The organism is Mycobacterium sp. 852014-52144_SCH5372336 (assembly GCF_001665615.1).
Lineage (GTDB): Bacteria > Actinomycetota > Actinomycetes > Mycobacteriales > Mycobacteriaceae > Mycobacterium > Mycobacterium neumannii_A.
Genome location: NZ_LZSW01000055.1, coordinates 130,127 through 156,270, shown reverse-complemented (window position 1 = coordinate 156,270; position 26,144 = coordinate 130,127). Strand labels below are relative to the sequence as shown.

Genomic DNA, 26,144 nt, shown 5'->3' with positions numbered 1-26,144 from the left:
GTCGTTACGAGGCATCGTGGGGAGTGCGGTGTCGCAGCGGCACGAGATACCAGAACACGATGAGCGCGACCAGCACGCCGCCCCCGGCAATCCATGCCGCCACCCGGTCGGCGACGGCGTCGAAGATGATCGTCGCCACGCCGGCGAGCGCGACGCCGAGGAGCAGCGTGCCGGTGATGGCAAAGGAGTGCGCCGTCGACACCAACGTGCGCATGCGGTGCCGACGGAACAACAGCCGGTGCATGCTCACCGGAGCGATCAGCAGGACCGTCGCCCCGATCGAGCAGGCCACCGTCACCAGATAGACGGTCCGCATGACACCGTCGAGATCGGAGAAGTGGTCGGTGAACGGCAAGATCAGCAGGAACCCCGTGAGCAGCTGGACACCCGTCTGAGCCACCCGTAGCTCCTGCAGCAAGCTGGACCAATTGCGGTCCAGCCGTTGGGCTTCCGTCTCGTCGCGGTGGTAGCCGTCAGGCCCTGCCGGGTCGGGGCGCTCCGAGTTCACACCTGATTCTGGCAGGCGGCGCCGCGGCTGGTCGACCGATCCGCGGTTGTGGGCGGCACAAACGGGGCGCGACGCCGGAGTAGGTTGGCGAACGTGGCGCTCGTCGCGGGAATAGATTCATCCACTCAGTCCTGCAAGGTGATCGTCTGTGATGCCGACACCGGGTCGGTGCTCCGGTCGGGTTCGGCCCCGCACCCCGACGGCACCGAGGTCGACCCCCAGTCGTGGTGGTCGGCTCTGCAGGCCGCCGTCTCGGCGGCGGGCGGATTGGACGACGTGGCGGCGGTCTCGGTGGGGGCCCAGCAGCACGGAATGGTATGCCTGGACGACGGCGGGCGGGTCGTGCGAGATGCGCTGCTGTGGAACGACGTTCGGTCGAGCGCGGCCGCCGTCGACCTGATCGACGAGCTGGGCGGCCCGCAGGAGTGGGCCACCCGCGTGGGCGTGGTGCCGGTCGCGGCGATCACCGCGACGAAGTTGCGCTGGCTTGCCGATGACGAACCCGCACGCGCCGATGCGACCGCGGCGGTGTGTCTCCCACACGACTGGCTGACTTGGCGCCTCAGCGGGTCTTCCGACCTCGGCGACCTCCGCACGGACCGCAGCGACGCCAGCGGGACGGGGTACTTCTCGTCGGCGACCGGCCACTACGACATCGACTTACTCGAGATGGCCATGCGCGGGAGGAGACCCCTCGTTCCGCCGGTGATCGGACCGTCCGCACCCGCCGGGCACTCGACGACGGGCGCGTTGTTGGGCCCTGGCGCGGGCGACAACGCGGCAGCGGCGCTCGGGCTGAGCGCCGGGCAGGGTGATTGCGTGGTGTCGTTGGGAACTTCGGGGGTGGTCAGCGCCGTCGGAACGGTTGCACCTCGGGACCCGGAAGGCATCGTCGCCGGTTTCGCGGACGCGACCGGGAACCAGTTGCCGTTGGTGTGCACCCTCAACGGCGCTCCCGTGCTCGCGGCCGTTGCCAGGATGTTGGCCGTGGAGTTCGACGAACTGGACCGCCTGGCGCTGTCGGCGCGGCCCGGCGCAGAAGGGCTCACGCTGGTGCCGTACCTGGAGGGGGAGCGGTCGCCGAACCTGCCCGCCGCCGCCGGCGCCCTACACGGCGTGACCACGCGAAACCTCCTGCCCACCAATGTCGCCCGGGCGGCTGTCGAGGGCTTGTTGTGCTCGATGGCGTACTGCATCGACAAGATCAGGGCGCACGGTGTTCAAGTGCAGCGCATCATGTTGACCGGCGGAGGGGCGCGTTCGGAGGCGGTGCGACAGATCGCGCCCGCGATTCTCGGGACGGCCGTGCAGGTGCCCGTACCCGCGGAGTACGTGGCGCTGGGTGCGGCCAGGCAGGCCGCATGGACCTTGTCGCAGGCGGACGCAGCGCCGATGTGGAGGCTCGGTGGCACCGCGACCTACCGCGCGGATCCCACACCGTCGGTGCTCGACCAGTATCGAACCGCGCAGCCGCTTACGTTGGGGCAGTGAACTTTCGATGGGACCGGCTGGCTGACGGGGTGTTTCGCACCCGGCTGCCGTTCCTCGATGTCACCGTCGGGTTGGTCGTCGGGCGCGGCGGCACCATGCTGATCGATACGGGCAGCACCCTGACCGAGGCGCGTGCCCTCAGCGCCGACGTCGCCGAACTCGCCGAACATCAGGTGCGGCACGTACTGCTGACGCACAACCACTTCGACCACGTCCTCGGATCTGGCGTGTTCGTCGGAGCGCAGGTGTACTGCGCACCGCCGGTGGCCGACACCATGACGACCGGCAAAGACCATCTGCGTGCCGACGCGTTACGGCACGGCGCCGACGGTGACGAGGTGAACGCGGCGCTCGGCGCCCTGCGCGAGCCCGATCGACAGGTATGGGAGGCCGTCGTCGACCTCGGCGGACCGACGGTGTCGATCAGCTACCCCGGCCGCGGGCACACCGGCCACGACCTGGTCGCGGCGGTAACGGGTCTGAGCAGGCTGGTGGTGTTCTGCGGCGACCTCGTCGAGGAGTCCGGTGACCCGTGTGTCGGCGAGGATTCCGACCTCGACGCCTGGCCGGCGACGCTCGACCGGTTACTGAGGATCGGAGGCGAGGACGCGGTCTACGTCCCCGGTCACGGCGCCGTCGTCGACGCGTGTTTCCTCCGTCGACAACGCGAGTGGCTGGCCGATAGAAACCGGTGACGGCTCGAATGCCTGACTCAGGCGAGGTGTCACGGAACTCGCGGATGGATGAAGACACCCTCGGCTTCGACGGTCACGCCGTCGGCGTCGACGATATGCCCGACGGCGAACGTCTTCACGCCCTCAATCCGTTCGACCCAGGCCTGCGCGCGCAGCGGGTGCCCGAGCCGGGTACCGCGCCGGTAGCGCATGGTCAGCGTGCCCGTCACCGCCGGCTTGCCCGGTTTGTGCGCGGTGGCGCCGAGCACGTGGTCGAGCAACATCGCGCAGACTCCACCGTGGACATGTCCCGGGGGACCCTCGAATGCGGCGCCGAGCGTGAATTCGGCCCAGACTCGGCCGTCGGTGTCGTGATGGACGACCAGCGGCGGGGCGGCCGGGTTGCGCACCCCGATCACGACATTGCCCCAGACCATCGCCTCGCCGTCGCGGGTGTGTTGCACACCGAATGAGTCGCCAAGCAGCGATGCGCTGAGTTCGTCACTAGCGCAGTCGATCCGGTTCGTCACCGCTTCGACGGTCGCTGCATCCGCGCAGGTGCGGATCGTGACGTCGACGAGTCGGCGCACCGCTTGCGCCAAGGGTTCGTACACGGCGCGCAGATCGTCGAGTTCGGAGCCGGCCATGGGTTCAGGGTGCGTAAACCCCGCCGCCGCCGCAAGGCGCCGTCCCGGCCAGTGGTGCGTTAGACGAGCGGTTCGAGCTGTCGTTGTTAGGCTGACCGAATGGCGAAAAGCACGTCCGACGCGAAGCCGAATCTGGCTGCGACCAGTTGGGCGTTGCTGGGCATGCTGTCGTACGAACACGAATTGTCGGGCTATGACATCCGCAAGTGGATCGAATGGAGCATGCGGTTCTTCTACGGGAGTCCCGCCTACAGCCAGATCTACTCAGAGCTGAAAAAGCTGGAGCGGCTGGGACTGCTGTCATCGCGCGTCGAGAGCACCGGTGGCACCCGCAACCGTCGGCTGTACAGGATCACCCCGGCCGGTCTGGAGGCGGTGCGGAAGTGGGCCAACGAATCTCCGGTCGATCCGCCAGTGCTCAAGCACAACCCGTTGCTGCGCGTGACGTTCGGACATCTCACCGATCCGGCACGGCTCAAGGAGATTCTGCAGGAGCACGTCGCCTACGCCGATGACATGCAGCGCAAGGCCGCCAAGGACGCCAAGTGGGCAGGCGTGGAGCCGTCGTGGGCGTACGCGAAGGTCGCCTTGCAATGGGCCGAGAGGTACTACGCCGCCGAACGCGAACTCGCGTTGAAGATGCTCAAAGAACTGGACGAGGCCGAAGCCGCCTTCGCCGACGCCGGCATCGAACCCGGTACCCAGATTCCCTGGCCCGCAACCGAATACTGGTACGAGATCGAAAAGAAGGCCGAGGCTGACGACTGATCGGTCACCGGTCGGCGGCGTCCGCGGCGGCGATGTAGCCGTACACCAGACCCTGCGCGATCGTCGCGCCCGCTCCGGGATAGGTGGCACCGAACGCGTTGGCGGCGGTGTTACCGATCGCATACAACCCGTCGATCGTGCCGCCGTCCTCTCGTAGCACCCGGGCGCGGTCGTCGACGCGCAAGCCGCCACACGTGCCGAGATCGCTCAGCACCATCTTGACGGCGTAGAAGGGTCCGCGATCCAGTGGGCGCAAGTTGGGGTTCGGCGTGACCGTCGGGTCGCCGTAGTAGCGGTCGTAGGCGCTGGCCCCACGCAGGAAGTCCGGGTCGACACCCGCGCCTGCGTGTTCGTTGAAGCGCTGGACGGTTGAGTTGAGGGCTGACCCGTCGAGGTTTATCTTGGGTGCGAGGTCGACGATCGACTCGGCACGATGCGCGATGCCGGCGTCATACCAGCGCTTGGGTATAGCCATCCGTGGGAACAGTTCGGCGGCAAAGACATAGCTGTTGCGATAGCCCTGATCGAAGACGATCCACATCGACTCGACGGGGTTTCCCGCGCGTTCCCGCTCGAGGATCCGCTGTCCGAATGACATGTAGTCGGTCGCCTCGTTGACGAAGCGGTTCGCGCTTTGGTCGACGATGATCGATCCGGGAAGCGACCGCTCCGCCAGCATGACTTTCGGCTCCGCACCGGGCAGTGCGGCGACGGCGGGGAACCACCACGCTTGATCCATGAGATCGGTTGCAGCGCCGATGTCCTGGGCCAGGCGGATGGCATCGCCGGTGTTGGTGTCGGCGCCCAGGCTGGCATGCTCGCCGAGGAATTCCGATTGGAATTTCCACCGCATGTCCATCTGGTGGTCGAAACCGCCCGCCGCGAGCACGACACCGCGGCGCGCGGACACGGTGATGTCGGCGCCGCCGTGGCTCAGCACCACGCCGCTTACCCGATCACCGTCGGCGACCAGCCGAAGCAGCGTGGTGTCGGTCCAGACGGGGATGCCCGCGCGCAGGACACCGGCGAAAAGACCGGCGGCCAGCGCCTGGCCCCCGGCGACGTATCGCCGCTTGAGCAGCAGACCACCCACACCCTGGCCGAGGCGCTTGGCGACCACCGGCAGACCCTTGCGCGGCATCCGCGACATCAGGTTCAGCCATCGATAATCGGCGCCGGTGGTCGGTATCGGAACCTTGGCTTCCATCACGCCGGGTCGCAGTCGCGTTCGGTACGGGCCAAGAATCGCCGAATCGAGGGGACGGCATTCGCACGTGCGGCCGACGGCGGTGCCGCCGGGCGCCTCGGGGTGGTAGTCCGAGTACTCCTTCGCCCAGAACAGCCGCATCGGCGTTGTACGCCGCAGAAGCTCGACCGTCGCGCCGATGTGGGCCACGAATGCGTCCGAGCGCTGGGAGGTCGCGGTCCCGTCGACCACGGCGTCGAGGTACGTCTTCGCCCGCTCCGCGGTGTCGGCGCCGCCGTCGCCGTTGATCACAGTGCTGGCCGGCAGCCACAACGCCCCGCCGGACCTGGCGGTGGAACCTCCGACATAGGTCGATTTCTCGACGATGAGCACGGACAGGCCGCGCTCATGAGCGGCAAGGGCTGCCGCCATACCGGTCCCGGAACCGACCACCACCAGATCGACGGTCGTATCGGTTACGGGCAGGCCCTCCGGGATCGTTGCCGCGTGCGCGCTAGTCACAAGCCATCAACGTAGAGCGGATGGCAGCGGGCCGGTATCGATGTCCTGATGAGCGGAACAGAACCGTGAACAGGGCCGGTGAGGGCTGCTAGAACAGCGGTATGACGATGGACACCGACATCGAGGTCCGCCAGATCGAGGCCGAGGCCGCGCCGTCGCGGTTCGCCCGGGGCTGGCACTGCCTAGGTCTGGTCAGAGAGTTCGGTGACGGTAAGCCGCACCAGGTCTACGCATTCGGCAAGAAGCTGGTGGTGTTCCGCAGCGGCGACGGCCGCCTCAACGTCCTCGACGGGTATTGCCGCCACATGGGCGGCGACCTGAGCCAGGGCGAGGTCAAGGGCGACGAGATCGCGTGCCCGTTCCACGACTGGCGCTGGGGCGGTGACGGTCGGTGCAAGAAGGTGCCCTACAGCAAGCGAGTGCCGCGGCTGGCCCGCACCGCGACCTGGACCACGCTCGAACAGGACGGCATGCTGTTCATCTGGAACGACCCGGAGGGCAACCCCCCGCCGCCGGAGGTCACGATCCCGCGCATCGAGGGCGCCACAAGCGATGACTGGACCGACTGGCACTGGTACACGACCGTGGTCAACACGAACTGCCGCGAGATCATCGACAACGTCGTCGACATGGCCCACTTCTTCTACATCCACGGCTCGCTGCCGACGCACTTCAAAAATATCTTCGAAGGCCATGTCGCGACCCAGTACATGAACAGCGCGGGCCGGGCCGATCTCGGCGAGCCGGGGCCGACGCAGATGCTCGGAACCACCTCGGTGGCATCGTATTTCGGGCCGTCATTCATGATCGACGACCTGACGTATCACTACACCGACGTCGATCACAAGACGGTGCTGATCAACTGCCACTACCCGATCGACCAGGACTCCTTCGTGCTGCAGTACGGGATCATCGTCAAGAAGTCCGAGAATCTGCCCGACGACCTCGCGATGCAGACCGCGATCGGTCTCGGCGACTTCGTCAAGATGGGTTTCGAACAGGACGTCGCGATCTGGAAGAACAAGGCCCGCATCGACAATCCGCTCCTGTGCGAGGAGGACGGGCCGGTCTACCAACTGCGTCGCTGGTATGAGCAGTTCTATGTCGACGTCGCCGACGTGGCCCCCGACATGGTGGACCGCTTCGAGTACGAGATCGACACCACGCGACCGCGTGAGGAGTGGATGAAGATCGTCGAGGCCAACATCGCCGCGCGGGACGCCGTCACGAGCGCGGGATGACCGTCCGCCAGGACAACCGACTCGCCGACGCACCGATGACCTCGGTGACATGCCGGCTCTGCGCGGCAAGCGTTCTGGTGCGCAAGAGCACCTGGGAACAGACCAGCGTGCAGTGGGACAGCGAGTCGACCGCTAGATGTCATCAGCGCCGAGACGCTGACGCCATCCACGCGCACGACGGCAGGCCGTTCCTCGTCTGCTTCGAGCTGCGCGATTCGATCGAGGAGGCTGCCCGCTGCGGCGCGCTACCGATCGTCGACGAAACAGCGTGACTTCGGTGCACTAGTGATCGCCACGCGATCGCTAGCGCACCGAAATCCCGGTCAGGTCAGCTGAAAGGCCGACAGGGTCGCCTCTTTCGGGTACTCGGCCGGGCCGCCCAGGTCGTAGACGGCGTTCAGGGCCCCGATGAATTCGGGATCGTGCAGAGGCTCGCTCGGCACATCGAGCTTGACGCCCTTCTTGTGCACATCGTCGACGAGCATGTCGATCGCCTTCTCGACGGTCAGATCATCGCTGCCGTCCATGTTCTTCTTGAGCTCGGCGAAATCGGTGAACACCTCGGCCGACCAGTGCACCAGGAACCGCAGTTCATCGGTGTGGTGGCGGGCGATTACCTCATCGCCGTTCTTCAGCAGCCAGGAGTCGCGGTCCGACGGATCTCCGGTGAACACCGTGTCGAACGCCAACCCCGCGGGGGTCTGCTGGTCGAGCGGTCCGTTGGCCTCGCCGCGGTGCACCATCATCTCGTTCTGCACGAGCACACCGCGGTTGTACACCGGCGGCAGAAGGCGCTGCGGCGGCTTGAGGGGTCCGTCGGGCCAGTACGTGAAACCGCTTCCCTCGTCGAGGGAGAACCATGTAATGACCTGAGCCATCTTGACGAGATAGTCGCGGAACAGTCCTGATTTGCCCATCACGCTGGTCAGCCAGGTCGGGGCGTTCTCATGGCGGACACCGCGGAAGCTGGGCGAGTCCAGGTGACCCGGATCGCGGTTGGCGCAGGGCCCGTTGATGTTGAACAGCATCATCTCGGGCTTGGCGTACTCGGCGTTCCAGTAGCTCTTCGCGTACTCGACGAAGCGCTGGTTGTAGAAGCAGTCGTGCAACTCGGGGTAGAGCACCGTGCCGTAGTTGGCTAGATACCCGCGGAATGTCGCCGTCAGGAAAAGGTCCAGCGACGGGGTGAACCCCTCGGGGAACATGCCACTCATCGTGGCCATCAGTTCCTCGGCCGACGCGAAATGCTGGGCGATGATCAACTTCCACGGGCCCTGTGTCCGCACGATGTCGAGGAGGCGCTCACGCTGGTCGTCGGTGTAGACGTTGTCGATCTCGCGAGGCGGTGAAGCCGGCCGCAGAATGTCGGACAACTCCAAACGCTGCTCTTGGGTGAGCATGTTCTCTCCTACTCTCGAGGTCGGCGTATCACGCCGGTCGCGAAACCAATTCTGGTGTGGGGGCCTACCGGTGACTCGGCACATGTCCGGTCATCGGGACGTCAGTTTCCCGGCGGCCAAAGGGGAGTGGGTTTGCGAACTTGGCGCGCAGCAGCGCACCGATCTCGGCCACCGCGAGGCGCCCTCGCGCGGTCGCATCCGAGCGCATCAGGAACCCGTGGTAGATGCCGGGGTAGCGTGTCAGCGTCGTCTGTACTCCGGCCTCGCGCAGCCGATGCGCGTACTGCTCGCCCCAGTCGCGGATCGGATCGTATTCGGCGGTGACCACGATGGCCTCTGGGAGATGGGTCAGATCGGTTGCCATTGCGGGGAAACGGTATTGGTCCGGCGGTGTGGTGACTCCCTGATCCGCGAGCGCGTGCATGAAGTCGATGTCGTCGCGGTGCAGCATCGGCGCGTCGGGCATGGTCCGGATCGACTCGCAGGCCATATCGCGGTCCAGGCCCGGGTAGAGCAGCACCTGACAACGGATCGGCGGGCCGCCGCGGTCCCGCGCGGCGAGCGCGACCGCCGCCGCCAGCGAGCCGCCTGCACTGTCACCGACGACCGCCAAGCGCTGAGAATCGATCCCGAGCTCGTCGGCGTTGGCCGCGACGTACGAGGTGGCCGCGTAGGCGTCCTCGAACTGGGCCGGCGCCGGGGCTTCGGGTGCGAGCCGATAGTCCACCGAAACCACGGCGGCTTCGGTGTGCGCGGCCAGTGTCCGGGCGAGCGGCTCGAACGAATGATTGGAGCCCAACACCATTCCGCCGCCGTGGAAGTACACCAGAACGGGTGTGTCCCCGGCGGGGGACGGCCGGTAGATCCGGATCGGAACGGATCCACCCGTCCCCGGCACGAACCGGTCTTCGATGTCGGCCATCGCCGGCATGTTCTCGGGGTGCGGCGCCGATTCAATCGCGCGACGCACCTCGGACAGACCGCGCTGACGCATCGGAGGAATCGGTCCGAACGCCGCGACGCGCTCGGCTGCGTCTGAGTCCAGGTGATACTGCGTCACAGTGGATCCCGGTCGCTCGAGGCCGACCGCAGTGTGGCCGACGCGTGCGCTCCTGCGCGTCGTCCGCTGAAGATGCAGTCCGCGATGGACAGCCCGCTGACGTAGCTGTTGGAGCAGATACCGATCGCGTTGCGGCCCGCCGCATAGAGGCCGGGCACCGTCCCGCCGTCACGATGGGCGACTTCGCCGGTGCGTTCATCGACGACGAGGCCGCCGAGTGTCAGCCCGGGGATCGGATAGAACATCGACGAGTCCGCGGAGATGTTGATCGAGAAGAACGGCGGAGTCGCCAGCGGCGGACACAGGTCGCGCTCCTTGTGTGCGGGATCGCCTGCGCCGTCGGCGATACCGCGGTTGTAGTCCTCGACGGTGCGGCGCAGACCCGTGGGATCGATCCCGTTCTTGCCGGCGATGCCCTCGACCGTCGACGCCTTGCGGTGTCCGATCGTGAACAGATAGATCAGCTGCAGGCGTTGGAAGAGCTGTGTCTGCTCCCTGATCTGGGTCTTCACTTTCCGCCAGGTCGGGGCGTCGTAAATGGCCCAGCCGGCGCCGCCGAACTCGCGCATCATCACATTGCCGTGTGTTGCGCCGTAGAGGTCTTCGTTGGCGATGCGCCGGCCGTCCCGGCCCACGGTGAGGCCTTCGAGGAATGCGCTCGGCGGGGACAGGAAGCGCCAGGCCGTGATGTTGCCCATCTTGTCGGTTATGCCGCCGGCTTCGACGCCCAGGGCGATGCCCGAGCCGTCGTCACCGGGGGTGCCGAGCGGCGAGATCGTCATGAATTCCGGCGCATGTTCGGCCATCCACTCGCGGTTGTGGATGAAACCGCCGGCCGCCAGTATCACTGCGGGGGCGCATGCTTCGCCGTCGGTGGCGGCGTCGGACCACAGTGTCTCGGCGCGCTGGACCGCACCCTTGACCAGACCGGGCAGCCAGGTGCCGGTCTTTCCGGTGAGTTTGGTGAGCGCCCGGTGCTTGCGCGCGTCGGGATGGTTCGTCGGCATCGCGCGGTAGCGGACCCCGCGGACGCGCCCGTCGTCGTCCTGTATGAGTTCGTGCACTCGGCATAACGGAATGAACTCGACGCCTTTGGCTTTCGCCGAGCGGGCAAGGTGCTCGAACAACACCTTGCCCGAGCTCATACCCGGTGCCACCACGCGGTGCCCGCGCGGCACGGGTTGCGCGTGCCGCGCGTAGGGATGGGCCTTCTCGTTGCCGGAGTAGTACAGGTAGAAGTCGTCGGTCGGATACGACGTCTTATACGACGACACCGGACCACCGCGGAACCTAACGCCTTGGCTCTTGAGCCATTCGATCAGGTCCGGGCTCTGCTCGCAGAACCTCTGGAGGGTTTCGCCGCTGACGGCGTCGCCCACCTCTTGTTCGAGATAGGCCCGCATGTCGGCGACGCTGTCGTCGTATCCGCCGGCCCGCTGTTCAGCCGTACCCGCGCCGGCGTAGACGATCCCACCCGAGAACGCGGTCGCTCCGCCGCCGTACCCCCGATCGAGCACGAGGACGCGGGCCCCGCGGTCGGCAGCCTCGATGGCCGCGGCGGCACCGGCAGCGCCGAACCCGACAACGATGACGTCGTACTCAGATCCAGATGCCATCTTCACCCTTACAGAACCGACTTGATCTGCCTGGCGACCAACCGGGTGGCGCGCTTCGCCGACAGCCGGGCCAAGATGTCGAGCGCCAACGCGTCCGTGCCGATCAGGACGCGGAATTCATCACCGGCGATTCCGTCGACGATCTTCTGGCCCGCGGCTTCGACAGTGGTGGAACGGACCTTCCTGCCACCGGCGTCGAGCATGGCCACCCCGGAGTTGCCCGTCAGGTTAGTATCGATGTTTCCCGGAAATAGCGTCACCACGCGGACATTGGTCTCGCACAATTCGGCGTACAACGCCTCACTGAACTGTTTCACCGCGCCCTTACTTGCGCTGTACAGCGTTTGGCTGGCGAACGGCAACAACGCGGAAAGGCTCGACATGTTGGTGATGTTCGCCTCCGGGCGCGTAAGCAGAGTCGGCAGGAAGGCGCGGCACATCCGCACTGTGGCGTCGAAGTTGACGGCCATGATGCGGTCCGTCTCATCTGGGGACAGCTCGGAAAAGGGCGCGAACCGGTGGATGATGCCGGCGATGTTGACCAGCCCGTCGATCTGTCCGTGCGCCTCCGTCACCTGGTTAGGTAGTGCGGTGACCGCCTCGCCGTCGGTGACGTCGAGAACATGCGTGGACATCGGTACGCCGGTGGTGCTCGCGCGTTTCGCCGTACCGGCCAGGCCGACCGCATCGAGGTCAACTGCCGCAATTCGTGCGCCGCGGCGCGAAAGCCCGAGCGCGACCTGCCTGCCCATACCGTTGCCCGCGCCGGTCACCACGAACACCTTGTCGGCGATTTCCACCTCGACCTTCCTTCAATCGAATTCGGTCAATGTCGGGCAGGGTCGAATCGGCGTTTGGTGCGCAACACCGGAGCGCGGCGCTCGGCCAGGGTGGTGGCCCGCTCGGACATCGCATTGCCGACGTACTCGGGTTGGGTCAGCAAGTAGAAATCGCCCGAGGCAGCCTGTTCGAACACCACCCGTGCTGCCTCGACGGGATCCATTGCCTCGGCCTTGATGTCGAGCATCGCCGCCCGCTGCTCTTCGGCCGCCCCCACATCGCCGTCCTCGACTCCACCGGCGGCCTCGAAGATGTTCGACTTCACCGCGCCGGGCAGCACCGCCTGCACGTGGATCCGGTCGGCATGCCCGGCCAGCTCCACCTCCAGGCGCAGGCACTCGGTCAGCGCCAGCACCGCATGTTTGCTCATGATGTAAGGGGTCTGCAGCGGTACGGCGGCGACGCCGCCGATGGACGAGAGGTTCCACACCCACGACGGTTCATCGGCGGCGATCATGCGCGGTAAAAATGCCCGGATCCCGTAGAAGACACCGCTAACGTTGATGTCCACCAGTCGATCCCAGTTGGCGACGGGGGTGTCCCACAGGTAGCCGAACTGTTCGACACCGGCGTTGTTGACCAGCAACCGCACCGGCCCGATATCCGAGTACACCTGTGCGGCAACGCTTTCGAGGGCATCGGGGTCGCGTACGTCGCACACGAGATCCACCGAGCCCGCAAGCTCCTCGCGCAGCGCCGCGATGGCGGAGGCGTCGACGTCGACCAGCACGACGGTCATGCCCAACGCGGCCGCGTGGCGAGCCAGGCCCGCGCCTATCCCGTGGCCGGCACCGGTGATGACCGCGACACCGCCGTCGAAGGTCGCCCGCGCGTCCACCCGTTACGAACCTGTCGAGGCCGTCGCGGCGCTCTTGGCGGCGTGCTCGGCGAACGGGATCGAGTCCTCGGCATCGAGGATCACGGTCATCGACGTGAAGACCAGACCGCTGTCCGAGCGCCGGATGCCGACGTCGACCACTCCGCTGGAGACATCGAACGGGACGTTGTTGGTCACCTGGTTGACGTAGAGGTAGAAGCGAGCGGTGGTGACGTTCCCGTCGACGCCGGTGCGGAAGATGTTGGTCGCATGGTGCCGCAGCGGGTAGGGATTCTCGTTGCGGTGCTGGGTCAGCCACGCCAACGTCTGGTCTTTACCGTGCAGCTCGGCGGCCAGGAGATGCTCGAACGGGCAGTTGCCGGAATCGGATCGGCTCAGATATGCCATCTCCTCACCGAGCCGGGCACCGAGTTCGGCGAAGTGACCTTGGTCGTAGTGGTACCAGAAGGCGGCGATGAACTCCTGGACCTCAGACAGCGTGATCTCGTTGCTCATGACAGCGAGTCAACCGTCGGTGACGGGGAGTTGGCGCGCCGATGCCCGGTCAGTGGAACACCCGCGTGTCAGGAGCCGGATCAGTCGGCGATCAGGCTCCACATCTCCGCTCCGGCCGCGACGGTCGCGTCCAGGACCTGTTCATCCCAGTAGCGCACGGTTCCGAACTCGGATCGCCACGCGAGTGCGGCGCGGGTGAACTCGTGCAACCGGTGCTCGTAGGTGGTTCCGATGGCGCCATGGACCTGGTGCGCGTTGCGCACCACGACCGAAGTGGCATGACCGACACAGGACCGTGCCGCCGCGATGCGGAAGTGCAGGTTGTGCGCCGACCAGTTGCTGGTGACCGCCGTCGTCAGCGCGGCTTCGGTGGCCGCTCGGGCCAGCGCGGCTTCGGCGGCCAGGTCGGCGATCAGATGCTGGACCGCTTGGAAGCGGGACAAGGGGCGGCCGAACTGCACCCGCGACGCGGCGTGTTCGACCGACGACGCGACGATCGTGTCGAGCGCCGCACATACCTGGACCGCCCGCACCAGTGCCGATTTCAGCCACAGCTCGGCCACCAGGTCCGAAGACACCGCCACCCCGTCGAGCGTGGCGATGTCGGCAACGACGCAGTCGCGTGGCTCGCCGATCAGGTTGGTTCCGGGGGTGATCGCGAGTGTCGAGGCCTCGACGTCGGCGATGTGGTGCTCGTGGCCGTCGCGCCACACAACGACCAACCGGTCGCTGCGTGCGGCCCAGGGGACACCGAGGGCAGTTCCGTCGTCACCGAGCAGGCACGCTGTCCGCACCGCGCTGTCGCTGTCCATCCCATTGGCATCGAGCAGCCAGCAGGCCAGAAGGTCATGTTCGGCCAACGGGACTCGCACCGCGTTGCGGGCCGCGGCAGCAAGCAGCTCGGCGGCCTCGAACCACCCCGCCCCGCTGCCGCCGGACTCTTCGGCGCCGGTCAGTCGGATCAGCCCCAGGTCGTCGAGGCGACGCCACAACCCGGTGTCCCGCTCGACGGTCCGCGCCGGGTGAGCGTCGCCGTGCTCGGCGAAGACTGCCTCCATCATCTGCACCAGGGCGGGATCGACACCCGTCGGCGCGGTCTCAGAGGCGCTCATCGCAGCCCCAGCCCTCTCGCGATCACGCCGCGTAACACTTCGTTGGTTCCGCCGCGCAGGGTGAAGCCCGGCCGCTGGTCCACGGCTCTCGAAATCAACTGATCGAAAGTCGGATCCGTGGCCCCGTCGGCCAGTGTGTCCGCGAAGTCGGCGATGTCGCCTTCGGTGGTGGTGCCGAGCACCTTGACCACCGCCGCGGGCACGTCGGCAGGTTCGTGTCGCTCCAGCGCACCGGCGACCGCGGTCGACATCTGGTGCAGGCCGGCGATCCTGGCGATGAGGCGACCGACCCCGGCGTCGCGCGGAATCTCTTGGGCCGCCATCCTTTCGCCGCACGCCTTCAGTAGGACGAAGGTGGACAGGAACCGCTCGGGCCCGCTGCGCTCGAAGGCCAACTCCGAAGTGACCTGACGCCAGCCCGCGCCGATCTCGCCGAACACCATGTCGTCGGGCACGAAGGCGCCGTCGAGGATCACCTCGTTGAAGTGGTGCGCGCCGTTCATCGAGACGACCGGTCGGATGTCGACGCCGGGCCCGCGCAGATCGACGATGAACTGACTCAGTCCGGCGTGCCGGTTGTCCGGGTCGACGGGCGCGGTGCGGGCCAGCGCGATGAACGCGTGAGCGTGATGCGCTCCCGACGTCCACACCTTGGTTCCCGTCAGCGACCAACCTCCGTCGACCTGCACCGCTCTGGTGCGCACGCTGGCGAGGTCCGAGCCGGAATCGGGTTCGCTCATGCCGATACCGAAGTAGCACTCGCCACGCACGATCCGCGGTAGGAACTCGCTCTTCTGCAGTTCTGTGCCGTACTTGAGCAGCGACGGCACGATCTGCCGATCGGCGATCCAGTGGGCGGCGACCGGTGCACCCGCAGCGAGGAGTTCCTCGGTGACGGCGAAGCGTTCGACGAACGAGCGCCCGTGGCCGCCGTACTCGACGGGCACGGTCATTCCGAGATACCCCTTGGCGGCAAGTGCTTTCGTGAAGTCTTCGTCCCATCCGGTCAGCCAGGCGTCGACCGACGGTGTGAAGGCGCCCGCGGCGCGCTGCTCGGCGAGGAAAGCGCGGACCTCGGCTCGCAGGGCCGCGGTCCCGGCAGCGTCGATGGCCGCAGGCGGCACCAAGCGGGGGAGCGTCATGGCCCGGTCCGCCAACGGCTGATGCGTTGTTCGTGCTCCGGGTCGCGGTGAGCCAGCGGCTGCATGGCCGCGGCCATGGCCAGCGTGGAGTCGAGCGAGCCGGCTCGCGACTCCTGCAGCAGACGTTTTGCCATCCGCAAGGCGTGTGCCGGATTCGTCGTGATCCGCTCGGCCAGCGCGAACGCCTGCGGAAGCAGGTCCTCGTGCGGTACCACGCGACTGACCATGCCCCACTCCAGGGCGGTGGCCGCGTCGATGCGGTCGCCGGTGAAGGTCATCTCGGCGGCGCGTTCGTAGCCGACCGCCCTCGGCAGGAACCACGTGCCGCCGTCGCCCGGGATGATGCCGATCTGCACGAAGCTCTCGGCGAATGAGGCGCGTTCGGAGGCCACCCGGATGTCGCACATCATGGCCAGGTCGCAGCCCGCGCCGACAGCGGGGCCGTTGACCGCGGCGATCAACGGAATTTCCAGGCGGCCCAGCGCACGGGGGATCCGCTGGATCCCGTCGATGTAGGCACGCCGCTGATCGAGCGCGTCGAGACCGAACATTCCGGTGCGATCGGCCATCTCCTTGACGTTGCCACCGGCCGAGAAGATCTTGCCCGCGCCCGTCAGGATCACCGCGCGCACGTCGATGTCGGCGTTGGCGGCTTCGACCGCAGCCTCGAACGCCGCGATGAAACCCTTGTCGGTGATGGCGTTGCCCACCTCGGGAAGGTCGATGGTCCACGTCTGTGTCGCACCGTGAGCGGCGATGTTCAGCGGTGTGCTCATGACGGCAACTGTAGGGACTTGGTGTACCGGAGTTCCACGTGCATAAGTCTCCTTGAGTTCAGGGAACGATGCTGGCGCGGACGTCGCGCTTGTGCTCGGCGGCGGCGAAGGCCTCGTTGATGTCATCGAGCGGATACTGCGCTGCGGCCAGCCGGTGCAGGGGCAGGGTGTGCTGGTGCTGTTCGAGGAAGGTCAGCGCTCTGGAGAGCACCGACGGTTCGTAGAGCGACACGCCCACCATCGTCTTGTTGGCGAAGACGAAGCGTGACGGGTCGAACTCGAACGTCTTGCCGATGTTGATGTTGCCGATCTCGACGTAACGACCGAACTGACCCAGCATCTTGAGGCCCTCGTCGATGGCGGAGGGGTGACCGACCACCTCGACCACCACGTCGGCGCCGTGGCCGTCGGTCAGGTCACGGACCATCCTCATGCGGTCCTTGGCCGTCGCGGCCGCAGTGATGTCGATGATGGCGTCGGCGCCGAATGCCGTTGCCAACTCCAGTCGTTCGGGCACACCGTCGATGGCGATGACGCGGGCGGCACCGCGGGCTTTGGCGACCGCGACCGCGTACAGTCCGAGCGCGCCAGCGCCCTGCACGACGACGGTTTCGCCGAGTTGCTGGTCGACGCGCTCGAGGCCGTACATCACCTGCGACAGCGCGCAGTTGGCGCCCGAGGCGATGTCGTCGGTGACCGCGTCGGGCACGGTGTACACCAGCGCTCCGGCGGGCAGCAGGAAGTAGTCGCCGTAGCCGCCGACGAAGAAGGGCGGCGCATCGGCGCGTCCGAGCATGGCCATCGCGAGGTTCAGGCACGCGTTGCGCCTGCCCGCCAGGCAGTTTCGGCACCGGTGGCAGGGAAAGAAGTAGGGGAACACCACCCGGCTGCCCTTCTCCAGGGGCGCGCCGTTGGAGTCCGCCGTGACGCCGTCACCGAGTTCCTCGACCGCGCCCACCATCTCGTGACCGAGCACCGTGGGAAGCTGTCCTCCCAGCCCGCGGGTGGCGAAGGTGCCGTGCCATGCGTGCAGATCCGATCCGCAGATGTTGGTCCTGGTGACCTTGATCAGGATCTCGCCGGGGCCGACCTCTGCCAAGTCCACGGTTTCGATCTCGAATGGCCTTCCGGGCGCGTCGAAGCGTGCGATACGTCCTGTGAACAACAGACAGTCCCCTTCGGTGGCTCAGCGGCTCAGCGGTTTGGCCGCGAAGTGTTCGCGCAGTTGACGTTTCAGCAGCTTGCCGCTCGGGTTCTTCGGCAGTGCGTCGACAAAGTAGACGTGTTTGGGGGTCTTGAACCCCGCGAGATGCTGCCGGCAGTGCGCGATCAGGTCGTCCTCGGTCAGGTTGGCGCCCTCGCGGGAGACCACCGCGGCGACGACGGTCTCGACCCAGGTCGGATGCGGGAGACCGAAGACCGCGACCTCCTGAACCCCGTTGTGGCGGTAGATAACCTCCTCGACCTCGCGGCTGGCGACATTCTCGCCACCGGTCTTGATCATGTCCTTTTTGCGGTCGACCACGTGCAGCAGCCCGTGTTCGTCGTAGTAACCGAGGTCGCCGGAGTGGAACCAACCGCCGCGGAATGCCTCCGCCGTCTTCGCCGGGTCGTCGAGATAACCGAGCATCAAATGCGGGCTGCGGTGGGCGATCTCACCCACCACACCGGCGGCGACGGGCGTGTCGTTTTCGTCGAGGATCGTCGTCTCCACATTGACCACCGGACGTCCCGCCGAACCGGCGTGGTCATCCTGCTCGTCCGGCCCGAGCGCGGACGCCAGCGGCGCCAACTCGGTCTGGCCGTAGAAGTTCCACAGCCTCAGGTTGGGTAGCCGGTCGCGGATCTCGGTGAGGATTTCGGTCGGCATCGCCGAAGCGCCGTAGTAACCCTTGCGCAGGCTCGACAGATCGACCTCGTCGAACACCGGGCAACGCAACAGGCTGATCCATACCGTCGGAGGCGCGAAGTAGTTGGTCACGCGATAGCGGGCGACGGTCTTCAGCACCGTCTCGGGATCGGGCCCGGGCAGGATGATGCTGGTGGCACCGAGATAGATGTCGGTGGCCAGGAAGTTGTCCAGCTGCGCGCAGTGATACAGCGGCAGCGAGTGGATTTCGACGTCGTCACCGGCCATCGAGCCGGCGACGATGGTGCTGACGTACTGCCACATCAGGCTGCGGCTCGTGTGCATCGCGCCCTTCGGCCGCGACTCCGTACCGCTGGTGTACATCAACCGCAGCAGCTGGTCGTCCTCGATGCGCGGATTCGGCGCGGGGGTGGTGGTGGAAAGCCATTGAGCGAAGTCGTCCCAGCCTTGTGGAACGCTCTGTCCGGGCCGGACGATCGCGGCCCGGGTGCGCACCGCTTTGTCGATGCGCATCGCGTCCTCGGCGACGCCCGCCAGCTCGGCTTCGACGATGAAGCCGTCGGCCCTGCTGTGGCCCAGGACGTAGGCGATCTCTTCGGCCGTCAGCATGAAATTGATCGGCACGAGCACCACCGCGGCACGGGCGGTGGCGAACGCGAGCACCGCGTACTGCCAGCAGTTGTGGGCCAGCAGGGCCACCCGATCACCTGGCCGGAACCCGTTGTCCTGCAATGCGGCGGCGGCGCGATCCACGTGCCGTTCGAAGTCGGCGAACGTCAGCACCACATCGCCGTCGATGATCGCGGTCTTGTCGGGTTGCCTTCGGGCCGACCGACGCGGGATGTCGCCCAGCGTGTGGCTGCGTGCCTGGTCGACCACAGCGTCGAGATCCATGGCGCGCAGCGTATGCGCGGTCGGCGTGGCGAGAGCGACCGGTGTCCCGCTCAGTAGGCAGGGCGGTGCCCGGACTGCCGTGTCGCGCCGATACTCAGGGTCGTGACTGCTGATGCTCGTGCCCTTCCGCCACCGCATGTGGCGGTTGACGACCGCGACGAACTGCGGGCGAATCTCGTTCAGGCCGACGCCGGTGTCTTGGTCGCAGTGCTGGCGCAGCTGGTGGGTGATCCGTCGGTGATCGAGCGGTTCGGGCCGAGGATCACGCACATACCCGATCCGCCCGAGCGCGTCGGAGTCACCGATGCCGAGACCATGGCATCGCTCGTCGACGCGGTCGTCGAGGCGGTGACCTCACGGCAGCCCGAAGAGAGGGCGGCCGGCGACGACATCGATCTGTTCACCAGCGCGCTGCCGGTGGCGCTGGGCTCCGACGTCGACGACGAGTTCATCCCGCTTCTGCTCGAACAGGGCGGTTTTCATCTCTCCCAGCCCACGTTGCCGCGCACGGTGCCCATCCCGCCGACGACGACGGTCGCGATCGTCGGCGCGGGCATCGCCGGCATCATCACTGCGCTCGCCGCGGCCGACGCGGGGGTGAAGTACCAGATCTTCGACCGCAATGAGGAGGTCGGCGGCACCTGGCTGACGACGAGGTACCCCGGGATCGGTGTGGACACACCGTCGGCGTACTACTCGCTGTCGCGGGAGGTCAACCCGGACTGGTCGAGCTACTACCCGCAGGGCGCGGAGTACCAGAACTACCTGGTGTCCCTGGCGGACAAGTACGGACTGCGCGAGCACACCCGGTTCGGCACCGAGGTCGAAGCCCTGTGGTGGGACGACGAGCGCGGGCAGTGGCAGATCCACACGGTCGACCGCGACGGCAACCGCGACATCAGTCATGCCCGGGTGGTCATCACCGCGGCCGGCTACCTCAACCGGCCCCGGTGGCCGGACGTTGCAGGCCGGGACTCGTTCGAGGGCGTCAGCATTCACTCCGCGCAGTGGGACCCGTCGCTGGACCTCGCCGGTAAACGGGTCGCCGTCATCGGCGCGGGCTGCACCGCCGTACAGATCGTCGACGCGTGTGTGGACGAGGTCGACCACCTGACCGTCTTTCAACGTCAACCGCATTGGGTGGCGCCTCGCAAGCGGCTCTCCGATGACGTGCCCGACTACCGCCGGTATCTCGGTCGACACCTGCCGTATTACGCGAACTGGCACAGGGTGAAGTCCTACTGGGCGACGGCGGACAACAACTATCCGGTGATCCTGCGGGACCCCGAGTGGGCGAAGGACCACCTGTCGATCTCGCAGGCCAACGACGTCCTGCTGCAGATGTGTCTGGAGTACATCAACCGCACCTTCGGTGAGGGCTCGGAGCTGGCCAGGAAGGTCACACCCGACTTCGCGCCGTACGGCAAGCGCATCATCCGCGACCCGGGCGGCTACTACGCCGCGCTGACCCGCGAGCACGTCGACGTCGAAGCCAGCGAGCCCGCCGCTGTCAACGCCGCGGGCATCGTCACGCAGGACGGCCGGCAGATCGACCTCGACGTGATCGTCTATGCCACCGGATATCACCTCGACTTCCTGTCCACGGTCGACATCCGGGGGCGCGACGGCAGGACACTGCGCGAGGAATGGGGCGACAGCCCGCGCGCGTACCGCGGTGGCACGGTGCCGGGCTTTCCGAATCTGTTCATCACGTCGGCGCCGAACTACAGCCCGGGCCACGGTGCGGGCGCGAACTTTTCGATGGAGGTGCTCGCCCACTACATCATGGAGTGCCTGCAACTGCTCGCGCTGCGGGGCGCCACCACCATGGAGGTGACGCGGGAGGCCTACGACGATTACGTGGCGCGGATCGACGACGCGATGTCGCGCACGGTGTGGTGTCACACCCCGAACGCGCACACCTACTACCGCTCCGGTTCGGGTCGCGTGGTCGTGGCTACGCCGTACCGTCTGGTCGACATGTGGCATCAGCATCGCGCGCCCGTCGAAGAACACTTCGTCCTCCGATGACGGGGCTTCTCGCCGGTAAGACGGCCCTGGTCACCGGCAGCAGCCGCGGCATCGGACGCGCTGTGGCGCAACGTCTTTCCGCGGAGGGCGCGACGGTGGTGGTGACCGCTCGGTCGTTCGAGCCGTCGGCATCGGTACGTGGGGGTGCGGTCACGGCCCTGCCTGGGACGATCGCCGAGACGATCGAGCTCATCGAGGGCGCGGGCGGTACGGCGATCGGCATCGCGGCCGACCTCGAGGATTCCGATCAACGGGCCCGGCTCGTCGACGAGGTCGTCGAACGCACCGGCGGCCTCGACATCCTCGTCAACAACGCCGGTTTCGCGGACTATGCCCGCGTCGAGGAGATGAGCCTGGACACCTTCGACCGCACCGTCGAGCACTATCTGCGCACCCCGTTCGTGCTGACGCAGGCCGCCGTGCCGCATATGCGGGAGCGGGGGGCCGGCTGGATCGTCAACATCGGGTCGGTGACGGGCGTCGCCCCGGTGCGGCCGTACCGCGAGTACAACAAGACGTCGGGTGACGTCGTCTACGCCTCCTGCAAGGCCGCCCTGCACCGTTTCACTCAGGGGGTGGCCGCCGAACTGGTCGACGCGAACATCGCGGTGAACTGTGTCGGTCCTTCCACTGCCATCCGTACTCCCGGTGCGGCACAACTCATCCCGGACAGCTTTCCCACCGAACCAGTGGAGTACCTCGCCGAGACCGTACTCGCGATGTGTCACCTGCCTGCCGCCGAGCGCACCGGCCTGGTCGCATTCAGCCTGCACTATCCGTGGTCGCAGGGGCTGACCGTGCACTCTCTCGACGGCGTCACCGAGTTACCGCCCCTGGAGCCTCCCGCGACCGCCAACCCGAACATCCTGCCGGCCGGTCTTTAGCGCGAATTCTGCGGGAGGGTCGCGGATCGCGCGATTTCACAGCCCTGCTGCAGAATTCGACGCATAAGCCGCCAGATCACCCGATGGCGCAGAAGCTGTGGCAGACCCGGTCGCGGACGATCACCTCGGGACACTCGGGGTCGAACCACCGGTCCACGTACGCCCAGTGAATCGGATGCATGAGGTACGGACCGGTCAGACCGTCGAGATCGCGAAACTCCTGTTCGAACACGTGGGTCCACTCCGACACACCGACCGCCGACTCGACCCTGGCGAGCTGCCATGAGGCGATCGAATTGACATAGCGGGGGAGCAGCCGCAGATCGTCCTCGAACCGCGCCACTGCGGCGCCATCGGTGTCCGGTTGCACACGCAGCAGCAGTGTCCGGTAAACGGTGGCCGAGATATCCCTGGCGGCGACCACGTCGCCGGTGTAGGTGGCGCCGTTGACGCGGCCGACCTCGGGGCGATCGAGGATCGAATTGAAAGTCGTTGCCACCGAGGACCACTCGTCTTCGTCGCGAAAGCGCAGATGCATGAGGATGTCGCCACCGTTGCGCACGCCGGGCAGTGTCGGCTGCACCAGGGCGTGGGCCGCATTGCTGGCCGCCGCGGCTTCGCGCAGCTCGTACAACAAGCGGTCACGTCCGGTGGCCTCGGCGGCATCGATCAGCCGGATGAGGCTATACATCGCACAAGCCGTCGACATCACCTGCTGCGGCGGCGACGCTGCGGGTGCGCTCCACGACGAGGTCGGCGATGCCTTCCCACCACGGCCCCAGTGTGGCGTCGGGTCTGCCCTGCCATGTCATCTCCCACCACGCCTGAGGGCTCGGCAGGGACCACGTCACGGTGATCACGTTGGATTGGTCGTCGAACCATATCGGCGGGCTGACGAGGACCTCGCGAAGCGTCATCCCGCGATCTCGCGCCCCGGGCGCGTATTCGGCCAGGTACGTATCGACGAATTGTCGTGCGCATCCCGGCCGGGTGATGACGCGGTCGATGACGAACACCTCACCGTCGGCCATGGCCCGACACTATGGCCACCGGGACGGCGGCACAGACGGCGCTCCCAGCCATCGGGACGACACCGTTGACCGTGGCGATCGGGCGGAGCACCGTGGTCCGATGACCGTAGGGACGCCGGACCCGTTCGCGCCGGCCAGGCTCGGCCCGGTGAAGCTGCGCAACCGCGTCATCAAGGCCGCGACCTCCGAGGGACGCTCGCCCGACGGTACGGTGACCGACGACCTGATCGACTTTCACGTCGCGTTCGCCACGGGCGGCGTCGGAATGACGACGGTCGCGTACTGCTGCGTTTCGAAGGAGGGCGCCAGCGCACCCGGTCAGATCGTGATGAGCAAGGCGGCGCTGCCCGGCCTGCGTCGGCTCACCGATGCGGTCCACGGGGCGGGCGCAGCGATCTCGGCGCAGCTCGGCCATGCGGGCGTCGTGGCACCGAAGAAGCTCACCGGCGTCACCGCGATCTCACCGAGCCGGTTCCTCAATCCGACCTCATTCGCTTACTGTCGCGAGATCACACCCGCCGAGATCAATGTGGTCATCGAACAATTCGCCGCGGCCACTCGCGTGGCGATCGATGCGGGCTTCGACGCCGTCGAACTCCATTTCGGCCATCTGTACCTGCCGAGCTCGTTCCTGAGCCCGCGCATCAACCGGCGCAAGGATGCCTACGGCGGCTCCATCGACAACCGGTCGCGGTTCGTGCGGGAGATCGCCGGTCGCGTCCGGGAAGTCGTGGGAGATCAGATCGCGGTCATCGCCAAGCTGGACATGGACGACGGTCTGCCCGGCAGCATCTGGATCGACGAGGCGCTACGGACCGCGCAACTACTCGACGCCGACGAGACCCTGGATGCGATCGAGCTGACGCAGGGCTCGTCGGTGTACAAGCCGATGTACCTCTTCCGGGGCGACGTCCCGGTCAAGGAGTTCGCCGAGGTGATGCCGGCGGCGCTGCGGCCCGGCGTCCGGCTGGCCGGCAAGCGCGTCATGGGCAGTTACCCGTATCGGGATCTCTACATGCTGGATGCGGCGCGTCAGTTCGTGCCGGTGGTGCGTCACACCAAGCTTATTCTGTTGGGCGGCATCACGAATCACGACCATCTTCAGACGGGTCTGCGCGAGGGGTTCGACTTCATGGCGATGGGCCGGGCGTTGTTGCGTGAGCCCGATCTGGTCAACGCGATGATCGCCGATCACAGCACCCGCAGTCGATGCAACCACAACAACAAGTGCATGGTCACGGTGTTCGGCCGGACTCACTGTGTTCTCGACCCGCATCAGCGCTATGGGCCGGTGGCGAGGGCCTGAACGCGAAGCCTCACAACAACGCTGCGAGCTGTCGCGTAACCTGCCGCCGCGCCTCGTGGGCGATGTAGAGCATCGGCATCGTCATGAAACCGTGGATCCCACCGTCGAAAACGCACCGCGTCACGGAAACACCCGCGGCTTCCAACGCCTCGGCATACGCGACGCCCTCGTCTCGCAGCGGATCGTGACCCGCGATCACCACCACGGCCCGTGGTAGGCCGTCGAGGCGCGCCTGCAGCGGCGACGCATACGGGTGGGCGCGGTCAGCGGGGGAGGGCACATACTGGTCCCAGTACCACTGCAGCGCCGGGCGCGGATTGTAGAAACCCTTGCCGTACAGACGGTACGACTCGGTATCGAAATCCGCGGCGATCATCGGGTAGATCAGCATCTGGGCAGACAATGCCGGCCCGCCGCGGTCGCGCGCCATCAGAGCGGTCACAGCCGCGAGATTGCCGCCGGCGCTGTCGCCGGCCACCGTCAGACGGGTCGGGTCGCCACCGAAGTCCGCCCAGTGCTCGGCGGCCCAGCACGTCGCGGCGTACACATCCTCAGCCGCAGCGGGCCACCGATTCTCGGGTGCGAGCCGGTAACCCACCGAAACGACCACGGCGGGAAGCAGGTTGGCCAGATTGCGGCACAGACCGTCATGGCTGTCGAGGTCGCAGAACACGAATCCACCGCCGTGCGCATACACCACGACGGGCAACGGCGCCTCCGAAGCCGGCCGATAAACCCGCACGGTGATGGGCCCGTCGCCTCCGGGGATGCTGACATCACCGACGGATTCGACGGCTTCGGGCTCAGCGGGCGGCACGAACCGCGATCGGATCGTGGCACGTGCCTGTGAACCGCTCATCGTGTGCACCGGTGGAAAGCCCGAGTCCAGCGCCTCGATCAGGTCGGCGATCTGCGGATCGAGGCTCACGCGTACTGCAGCACCGGCTCGCGCGGCGATGTGGGCCGCGGCGCAGGCACATTCCGCAGCGGCCGAGCCTGCTGCAGCGTCGGCGCCACCCGGCGCGGGCCGTCCTCGGCGTTGCGCCAGATCGCCATGGCCGTCATCCGCACCGGTGCGACGAGACGCTGGTCGAACATCATGCGACTCATCGGACCGCAGACAGACACGGCCGCGACCGCCTCACCCTGACCACCGATCGGTGCTGCGACGCAACCGAATCCGCTCAGCGCCTCCTCGCGGTCGAACGCGATTCCGTGCTCGCGTGCCTTGGCGAGCTCGGTGTGCAGCTGTGCGGGTGATCCGATGGAGTACTTTGTGCGGCGGTTCGTCAGGTCGATCGTGCCGTAGTCGAGGTCAGTCACGGCGGCCAGCATCGCCTTGCCCAGCGCCGAACAATGCCCGGGGTGACGGCCACCGACTCGACTGGGGATGGCCGCGGCAAGCCCGTCGCCGATCTTCTCCAAATACAGGACATCGGTGCCGTCGAGGACCGCGAGGTGAACGACCAGACCGGTGGCGCGGTGCAGATCGTGCAGCAGAGGCACCGCCGCGCGGTGCAGGCGGTCCTGGTGCACCGCGAGCGAACCCAACTCGACCAGCCGCATGCCCAGCTCGTAGTCGCGGCCGTTGCGTCGCAGCCACCGCAGTTGGACGAGGCGCTCGAGCATGCGGTGCGCGGAGGAGCGGGGGAGTCCGGTGCGGCGCACGATCTGCGCGAGTGTCAGCCGGCCCGGCCCATCGAAGGCGTCAAGAACCAGCGATACGCGGTCAAGGACTGCGCTGGGTGTTTCGACGGGCGTTGTCATGTGGCCTCCGGAGCACGAGCTGCAACACGCAGACATATTTCTAAT

Annotated in this window: 26 protein-coding genes; 8 read left to right on the top strand and 18 right to left on the bottom strand. The window is 66.9% G+C overall.

The features are described from left to right. Window positions 1-4 precede the first annotated feature (4 nt). Window positions 5-508 carry a DUF6328 family protein gene (locus tag A5759_RS17750; protein WP_068199922.1) on the bottom strand — a complete coding sequence of 168 codons (504 nt, stop codon included), beginning with the start codon at window positions 506-508 and terminating at the stop codon, window positions 5-7. A 93-nt stretch (window positions 509-601) separates the two neighbouring features. Here A5759_RS17750 and A5759_RS17745 point away from each other — a divergent pair, with 93 nt between their 5' ends. Beyond that, window positions 602-1,999 carry a xylulokinase gene (locus tag A5759_RS17745; RefSeq protein WP_068199920.1) on the top strand — a complete coding sequence of 466 codons (1,398 nt, stop codon included), beginning with the start codon at window positions 602-604 and terminating at the stop codon, window positions 1,997-1,999. Continuing rightward, complete coding sequence (locus tag A5759_RS17740) at window positions 1,996-2,694, top strand: MBL fold metallo-hydrolase (protein ID WP_068199918.1); 699 nt, start codon at window positions 1,996-1,998, stop codon at window positions 2,692-2,694. The genes A5759_RS17745 and A5759_RS17740 overlap by 4 nt, the downstream gene beginning before the upstream one ends. A gap of 29 nt (window positions 2,695-2,723) precedes the next feature. Here the strand turns inward: A5759_RS17740 and A5759_RS17735 are convergent, their stop codons facing one another. After that, the gene (locus tag A5759_RS17735; protein WP_068199916.1) at window positions 2,724-3,320 is read right to left on the bottom strand and encodes a PaaI family thioesterase; all 597 of its coding nucleotides are present in this window, start codon (window positions 3,318-3,320) and stop codon (window positions 2,724-2,726) included. 99 nt (window positions 3,321-3,419) lie between these two features. On the opposite strand from A5759_RS17735, the gene A5759_RS17730 reads away from it, so the two are divergent. Next, on the top strand, window positions 3,420-4,088 hold the full coding sequence (locus A5759_RS17730; protein WP_064418233.1) for a PadR family transcriptional regulator: 669 nt from the start codon (window positions 3,420-3,422) through the stop codon (window positions 4,086-4,088). A gap of 4 nt (window positions 4,089-4,092) precedes the next feature. On the opposite strand, the gene A5759_RS17725 is transcribed toward A5759_RS17730, so the two are convergent. Continuing rightward, on the bottom strand, window positions 4,093-5,796 hold the full coding sequence (locus tag A5759_RS17725; RefSeq protein WP_068199915.1) for a 3-ketosteroid-delta-1-dehydrogenase: 1,704 nt from the start codon (window positions 5,794-5,796) through the stop codon (window positions 4,093-4,095). Window positions 5,797-5,897: 101 nt separating this feature from the next. Here A5759_RS17725 and A5759_RS17720 point away from each other — a divergent pair, with 101 nt between their 5' ends. Then, window positions 5,898-7,037 (top strand): Rieske 2Fe-2S domain-containing protein, encoded by a 1,140-nt coding sequence (locus A5759_RS17720; protein ID WP_068199913.1) that lies wholly within the window; start codon window positions 5,898-5,900, stop codon window positions 7,035-7,037. Further along, entirely contained in the window at window positions 7,034-7,309 is a 276-nt protein-coding gene (locus A5759_RS17715; protein ID WP_068199911.1) for a ferredoxin, read from the top strand. Before A5759_RS17720 ends, A5759_RS17715 begins: the two co-directional genes overlap by 4 nt. A gap of 51 nt (window positions 7,310-7,360) precedes the next feature. Here A5759_RS17715 and A5759_RS17710 read toward each other — a convergent pair whose 3' ends face one another. The 11 genes from A5759_RS17710 to A5759_RS17660 form a co-directional block, all read right to left on the bottom strand. Beyond that, a complete protein-coding gene (locus tag A5759_RS17710; protein WP_068199909.1) occupies window positions 7,361-8,437 on the bottom strand; it encodes a hypothetical protein in 1,077 nt (358 codons plus the stop codon). A 64-nt stretch (window positions 8,438-8,501) separates the two neighbouring features. Continuing rightward, a complete protein-coding gene (locus tag A5759_RS17705; RefSeq protein ID WP_068199907.1) occupies window positions 8,502-9,497 on the bottom strand; it encodes an alpha/beta hydrolase in 996 nt (331 codons plus the stop codon). After that, entirely contained in the window at window positions 9,494-11,113 is a 1,620-nt protein-coding gene (locus A5759_RS17700) for an FAD-binding protein (RefSeq protein ID WP_068200136.1), read from the bottom strand. Before A5759_RS17700 ends, A5759_RS17705 begins: the two co-directional genes overlap by 4 nt. A gap of 8 nt (window positions 11,114-11,121) precedes the next feature. Then, the gene (locus tag A5759_RS17695; protein ID WP_068199905.1) at window positions 11,122-11,913 is read right to left on the bottom strand and encodes an SDR family oxidoreductase; all 792 of its coding nucleotides are present in this window, start codon (window positions 11,911-11,913) and stop codon (window positions 11,122-11,124) included. A 26-nt stretch (window positions 11,914-11,939) separates the two neighbouring features. Then, window positions 11,940-12,791 carry an SDR family oxidoreductase gene (locus A5759_RS17690; protein ID WP_068199904.1) on the bottom strand — a complete coding sequence of 284 codons (852 nt, stop codon included), beginning with the start codon at window positions 12,789-12,791 and terminating at the stop codon, window positions 11,940-11,942. A 3-nt stretch (window positions 12,792-12,794) separates the two neighbouring features. Further along, window positions 12,795-13,286: a nuclear transport factor 2 family protein gene (locus tag A5759_RS17685; protein ID WP_068199903.1), complete on the bottom strand. Its 492-nt coding sequence runs from the start codon at window positions 13,284-13,286 to the stop codon at window positions 12,795-12,797. Window positions 13,287-13,366: 80 nt separating this feature from the next. Beyond that, complete coding sequence (locus A5759_RS17680; RefSeq protein WP_068199902.1) at window positions 13,367-14,398, bottom strand: acyl-CoA dehydrogenase family protein; 1,032 nt, start codon at window positions 14,396-14,398, stop codon at window positions 13,367-13,369. Then, window positions 14,395-15,540 (bottom strand): acyl-CoA dehydrogenase family protein, encoded by a 1,146-nt coding sequence (locus A5759_RS17675; RefSeq protein WP_068199900.1) that lies wholly within the window; start codon window positions 15,538-15,540, stop codon window positions 14,395-14,397. Before A5759_RS17675 ends, A5759_RS17680 begins: the two co-directional genes overlap by 4 nt. Next, window positions 15,537-16,316, bottom strand: coding sequence for a crotonase/enoyl-CoA hydratase family protein (locus A5759_RS17670; RefSeq protein ID WP_068199899.1), 780 nt, complete (start codon window positions 16,314-16,316; stop codon window positions 15,537-15,539). Before A5759_RS17670 ends, A5759_RS17675 begins: the two co-directional genes overlap by 4 nt. A gap of 58 nt (window positions 16,317-16,374) precedes the next feature. Further along, the gene (locus A5759_RS17665; RefSeq protein ID WP_068199893.1) at window positions 16,375-17,481 is read right to left on the bottom strand and encodes a zinc-binding dehydrogenase; all 1,107 of its coding nucleotides are present in this window, start codon (window positions 17,479-17,481) and stop codon (window positions 16,375-16,377) included. A 21-nt stretch (window positions 17,482-17,502) separates the two neighbouring features. After that, complete coding sequence (locus A5759_RS17660) at window positions 17,503-19,080, bottom strand: acyl-CoA synthetase (protein ID WP_068200134.1); 1,578 nt, start codon at window positions 19,078-19,080, stop codon at window positions 17,503-17,505. Window positions 19,081-19,182: 102 nt separating this feature from the next. On the opposite strand from A5759_RS17660, the gene A5759_RS17655 reads away from it, so the two are divergent. Continuing rightward, window positions 19,183-21,111: an NAD(P)/FAD-dependent oxidoreductase gene (locus A5759_RS17655; RefSeq protein WP_197506099.1), complete on the top strand. Its 1,929-nt coding sequence runs from the start codon at window positions 19,183-19,185 to the stop codon at window positions 21,109-21,111. Continuing rightward, window positions 21,108-21,995: an SDR family NAD(P)-dependent oxidoreductase gene (locus tag A5759_RS17650; protein WP_068199889.1), complete on the top strand. Its 888-nt coding sequence runs from the start codon at window positions 21,108-21,110 to the stop codon at window positions 21,993-21,995. The genes A5759_RS17655 and A5759_RS17650 overlap by 4 nt, the downstream gene beginning before the upstream one ends. Window positions 21,996-22,071: 76 nt before the next feature. On the opposite strand, the gene A5759_RS17645 is transcribed toward A5759_RS17650, so the two are convergent. Then, complete coding sequence (locus A5759_RS17645; protein WP_068199887.1) at window positions 22,072-22,686, bottom strand: Dabb family protein; 615 nt, start codon at window positions 22,684-22,686, stop codon at window positions 22,072-22,074. Next, on the bottom strand, window positions 22,679-23,026 hold the full coding sequence (locus tag A5759_RS17640; RefSeq protein WP_068199885.1) for a hypothetical protein: 348 nt from the start codon (window positions 23,024-23,026) through the stop codon (window positions 22,679-22,681). Before A5759_RS17640 ends, A5759_RS17645 begins: the two co-directional genes overlap by 8 nt. Before the next feature lie 100 nt (window positions 23,027-23,126). On the opposite strand from A5759_RS17640, the gene A5759_RS17635 reads away from it, so the two are divergent. After that, entirely contained in the window at window positions 23,127-24,332 is a 1,206-nt protein-coding gene (locus tag A5759_RS17635) for an NADH:flavin oxidoreductase (protein WP_068200132.1), read from the top strand. A gap of 10 nt (window positions 24,333-24,342) precedes the next feature. On the opposite strand, the gene A5759_RS17630 is transcribed toward A5759_RS17635, so the two are convergent. Then, window positions 24,343-25,260, bottom strand: coding sequence for an alpha/beta hydrolase (locus A5759_RS17630; RefSeq protein WP_068199881.1), 918 nt, complete (start codon window positions 25,258-25,260; stop codon window positions 24,343-24,345). After that, window positions 25,257-26,099, bottom strand: a complete 843-nt coding sequence (locus A5759_RS17625; RefSeq protein WP_068199880.1) for an IclR family transcriptional regulator — start codon at window positions 26,097-26,099, stop codon at window positions 25,257-25,259. Before A5759_RS17625 ends, A5759_RS17630 begins: the two co-directional genes overlap by 4 nt. Between the last annotated feature and the right edge of the window lie 45 nt (window positions 26,100-26,144).

What these genes read in the sequence shown, in the direction of transcription:
- A5759_RS17735 (WP_068199916.1), bottom strand. Translation starts at nt 3,320, where the DNA reads ATGGCCGGCTCCGAACTCGACGATCTGCGCGCCGTGTACGAACCCTTG.
- A5759_RS17730 (WP_064418233.1), top strand. Translation starts at nt 3,420, where the DNA reads ATGGCGAAAAGCACGTCCGACGCGAAGCCGAATCTGGCTGCGACCAGT.
- A5759_RS17720 (WP_068199913.1), top strand. Translation starts at nt 5,898, where the DNA reads ATGACGATGGACACCGACATCGAGGTCCGCCAGATCGAGGCCGAGGCC.
- A5759_RS17715 (WP_068199911.1), top strand. Translation starts at nt 7,034, where the DNA reads ATGACCGTCCGCCAGGACAACCGACTCGCCGACGCACCGATGACCTCG.
- A5759_RS17710 (WP_068199909.1), bottom strand. Translation starts at nt 8,437, where the DNA reads ATGCTCACCCAAGAGCAGCGTTTGGAGTTGTCCGACATTCTGCGGCCG.
- A5759_RS17700 (WP_068200136.1), bottom strand. Translation starts at nt 11,113, where the DNA reads ATGGCATCTGGATCTGAGTACGACGTCATCGTTGTCGGGTTCGGCGCT.
- A5759_RS17685 (WP_068199903.1), bottom strand. Translation starts at nt 13,286, where the DNA reads ATGAGCAACGAGATCACGCTGTCTGAGGTCCAGGAGTTCATCGCCGCC.
- A5759_RS17680 (WP_068199902.1), bottom strand. Translation starts at nt 14,398, where the DNA reads ATGAGCGCCTCTGAGACCGCGCCGACGGGTGTCGATCCCGCCCTGGTG.
- A5759_RS17675 (WP_068199900.1), bottom strand. Translation starts at nt 15,540, where the DNA reads ATGACGCTCCCCCGCTTGGTGCCGCCTGCGGCCATCGACGCTGCCGGG.
- A5759_RS17670 (WP_068199899.1), bottom strand. Translation starts at nt 16,316, where the DNA reads ATGAGCACACCGCTGAACATCGCCGCTCACGGTGCGACACAGACGTGG.
- A5759_RS17660 (WP_068200134.1), bottom strand. Translation starts at nt 19,080, where the DNA reads ATGGATCTCGACGCTGTGGTCGACCAGGCACGCAGCCACACGCTGGGC.
- A5759_RS17650 (WP_068199889.1), top strand. Translation starts at nt 21,108, where the DNA reads ATGACGGGGCTTCTCGCCGGTAAGACGGCCCTGGTCACCGGCAGCAGC.
- A5759_RS17645 (WP_068199887.1), bottom strand. Translation starts at nt 22,686, where the DNA reads ATGTATAGCCTCATCCGGCTGATCGATGCCGCCGAGGCCACCGGACGT.
- A5759_RS17640 (WP_068199885.1), bottom strand. Translation starts at nt 23,026, where the DNA reads ATGGCCGACGGTGAGGTGTTCGTCATCGACCGCGTCATCACCCGGCCG.
- A5759_RS17635 (WP_068200132.1), top strand. Translation starts at nt 23,127, where the DNA reads ATGACCGTAGGGACGCCGGACCCGTTCGCGCCGGCCAGGCTCGGCCCG.
- A5759_RS17625 (WP_068199880.1), bottom strand. Translation starts at nt 26,099, where the DNA reads ATGACAACGCCCGTCGAAACACCCAGCGCAGTCCTTGACCGCGTATCG.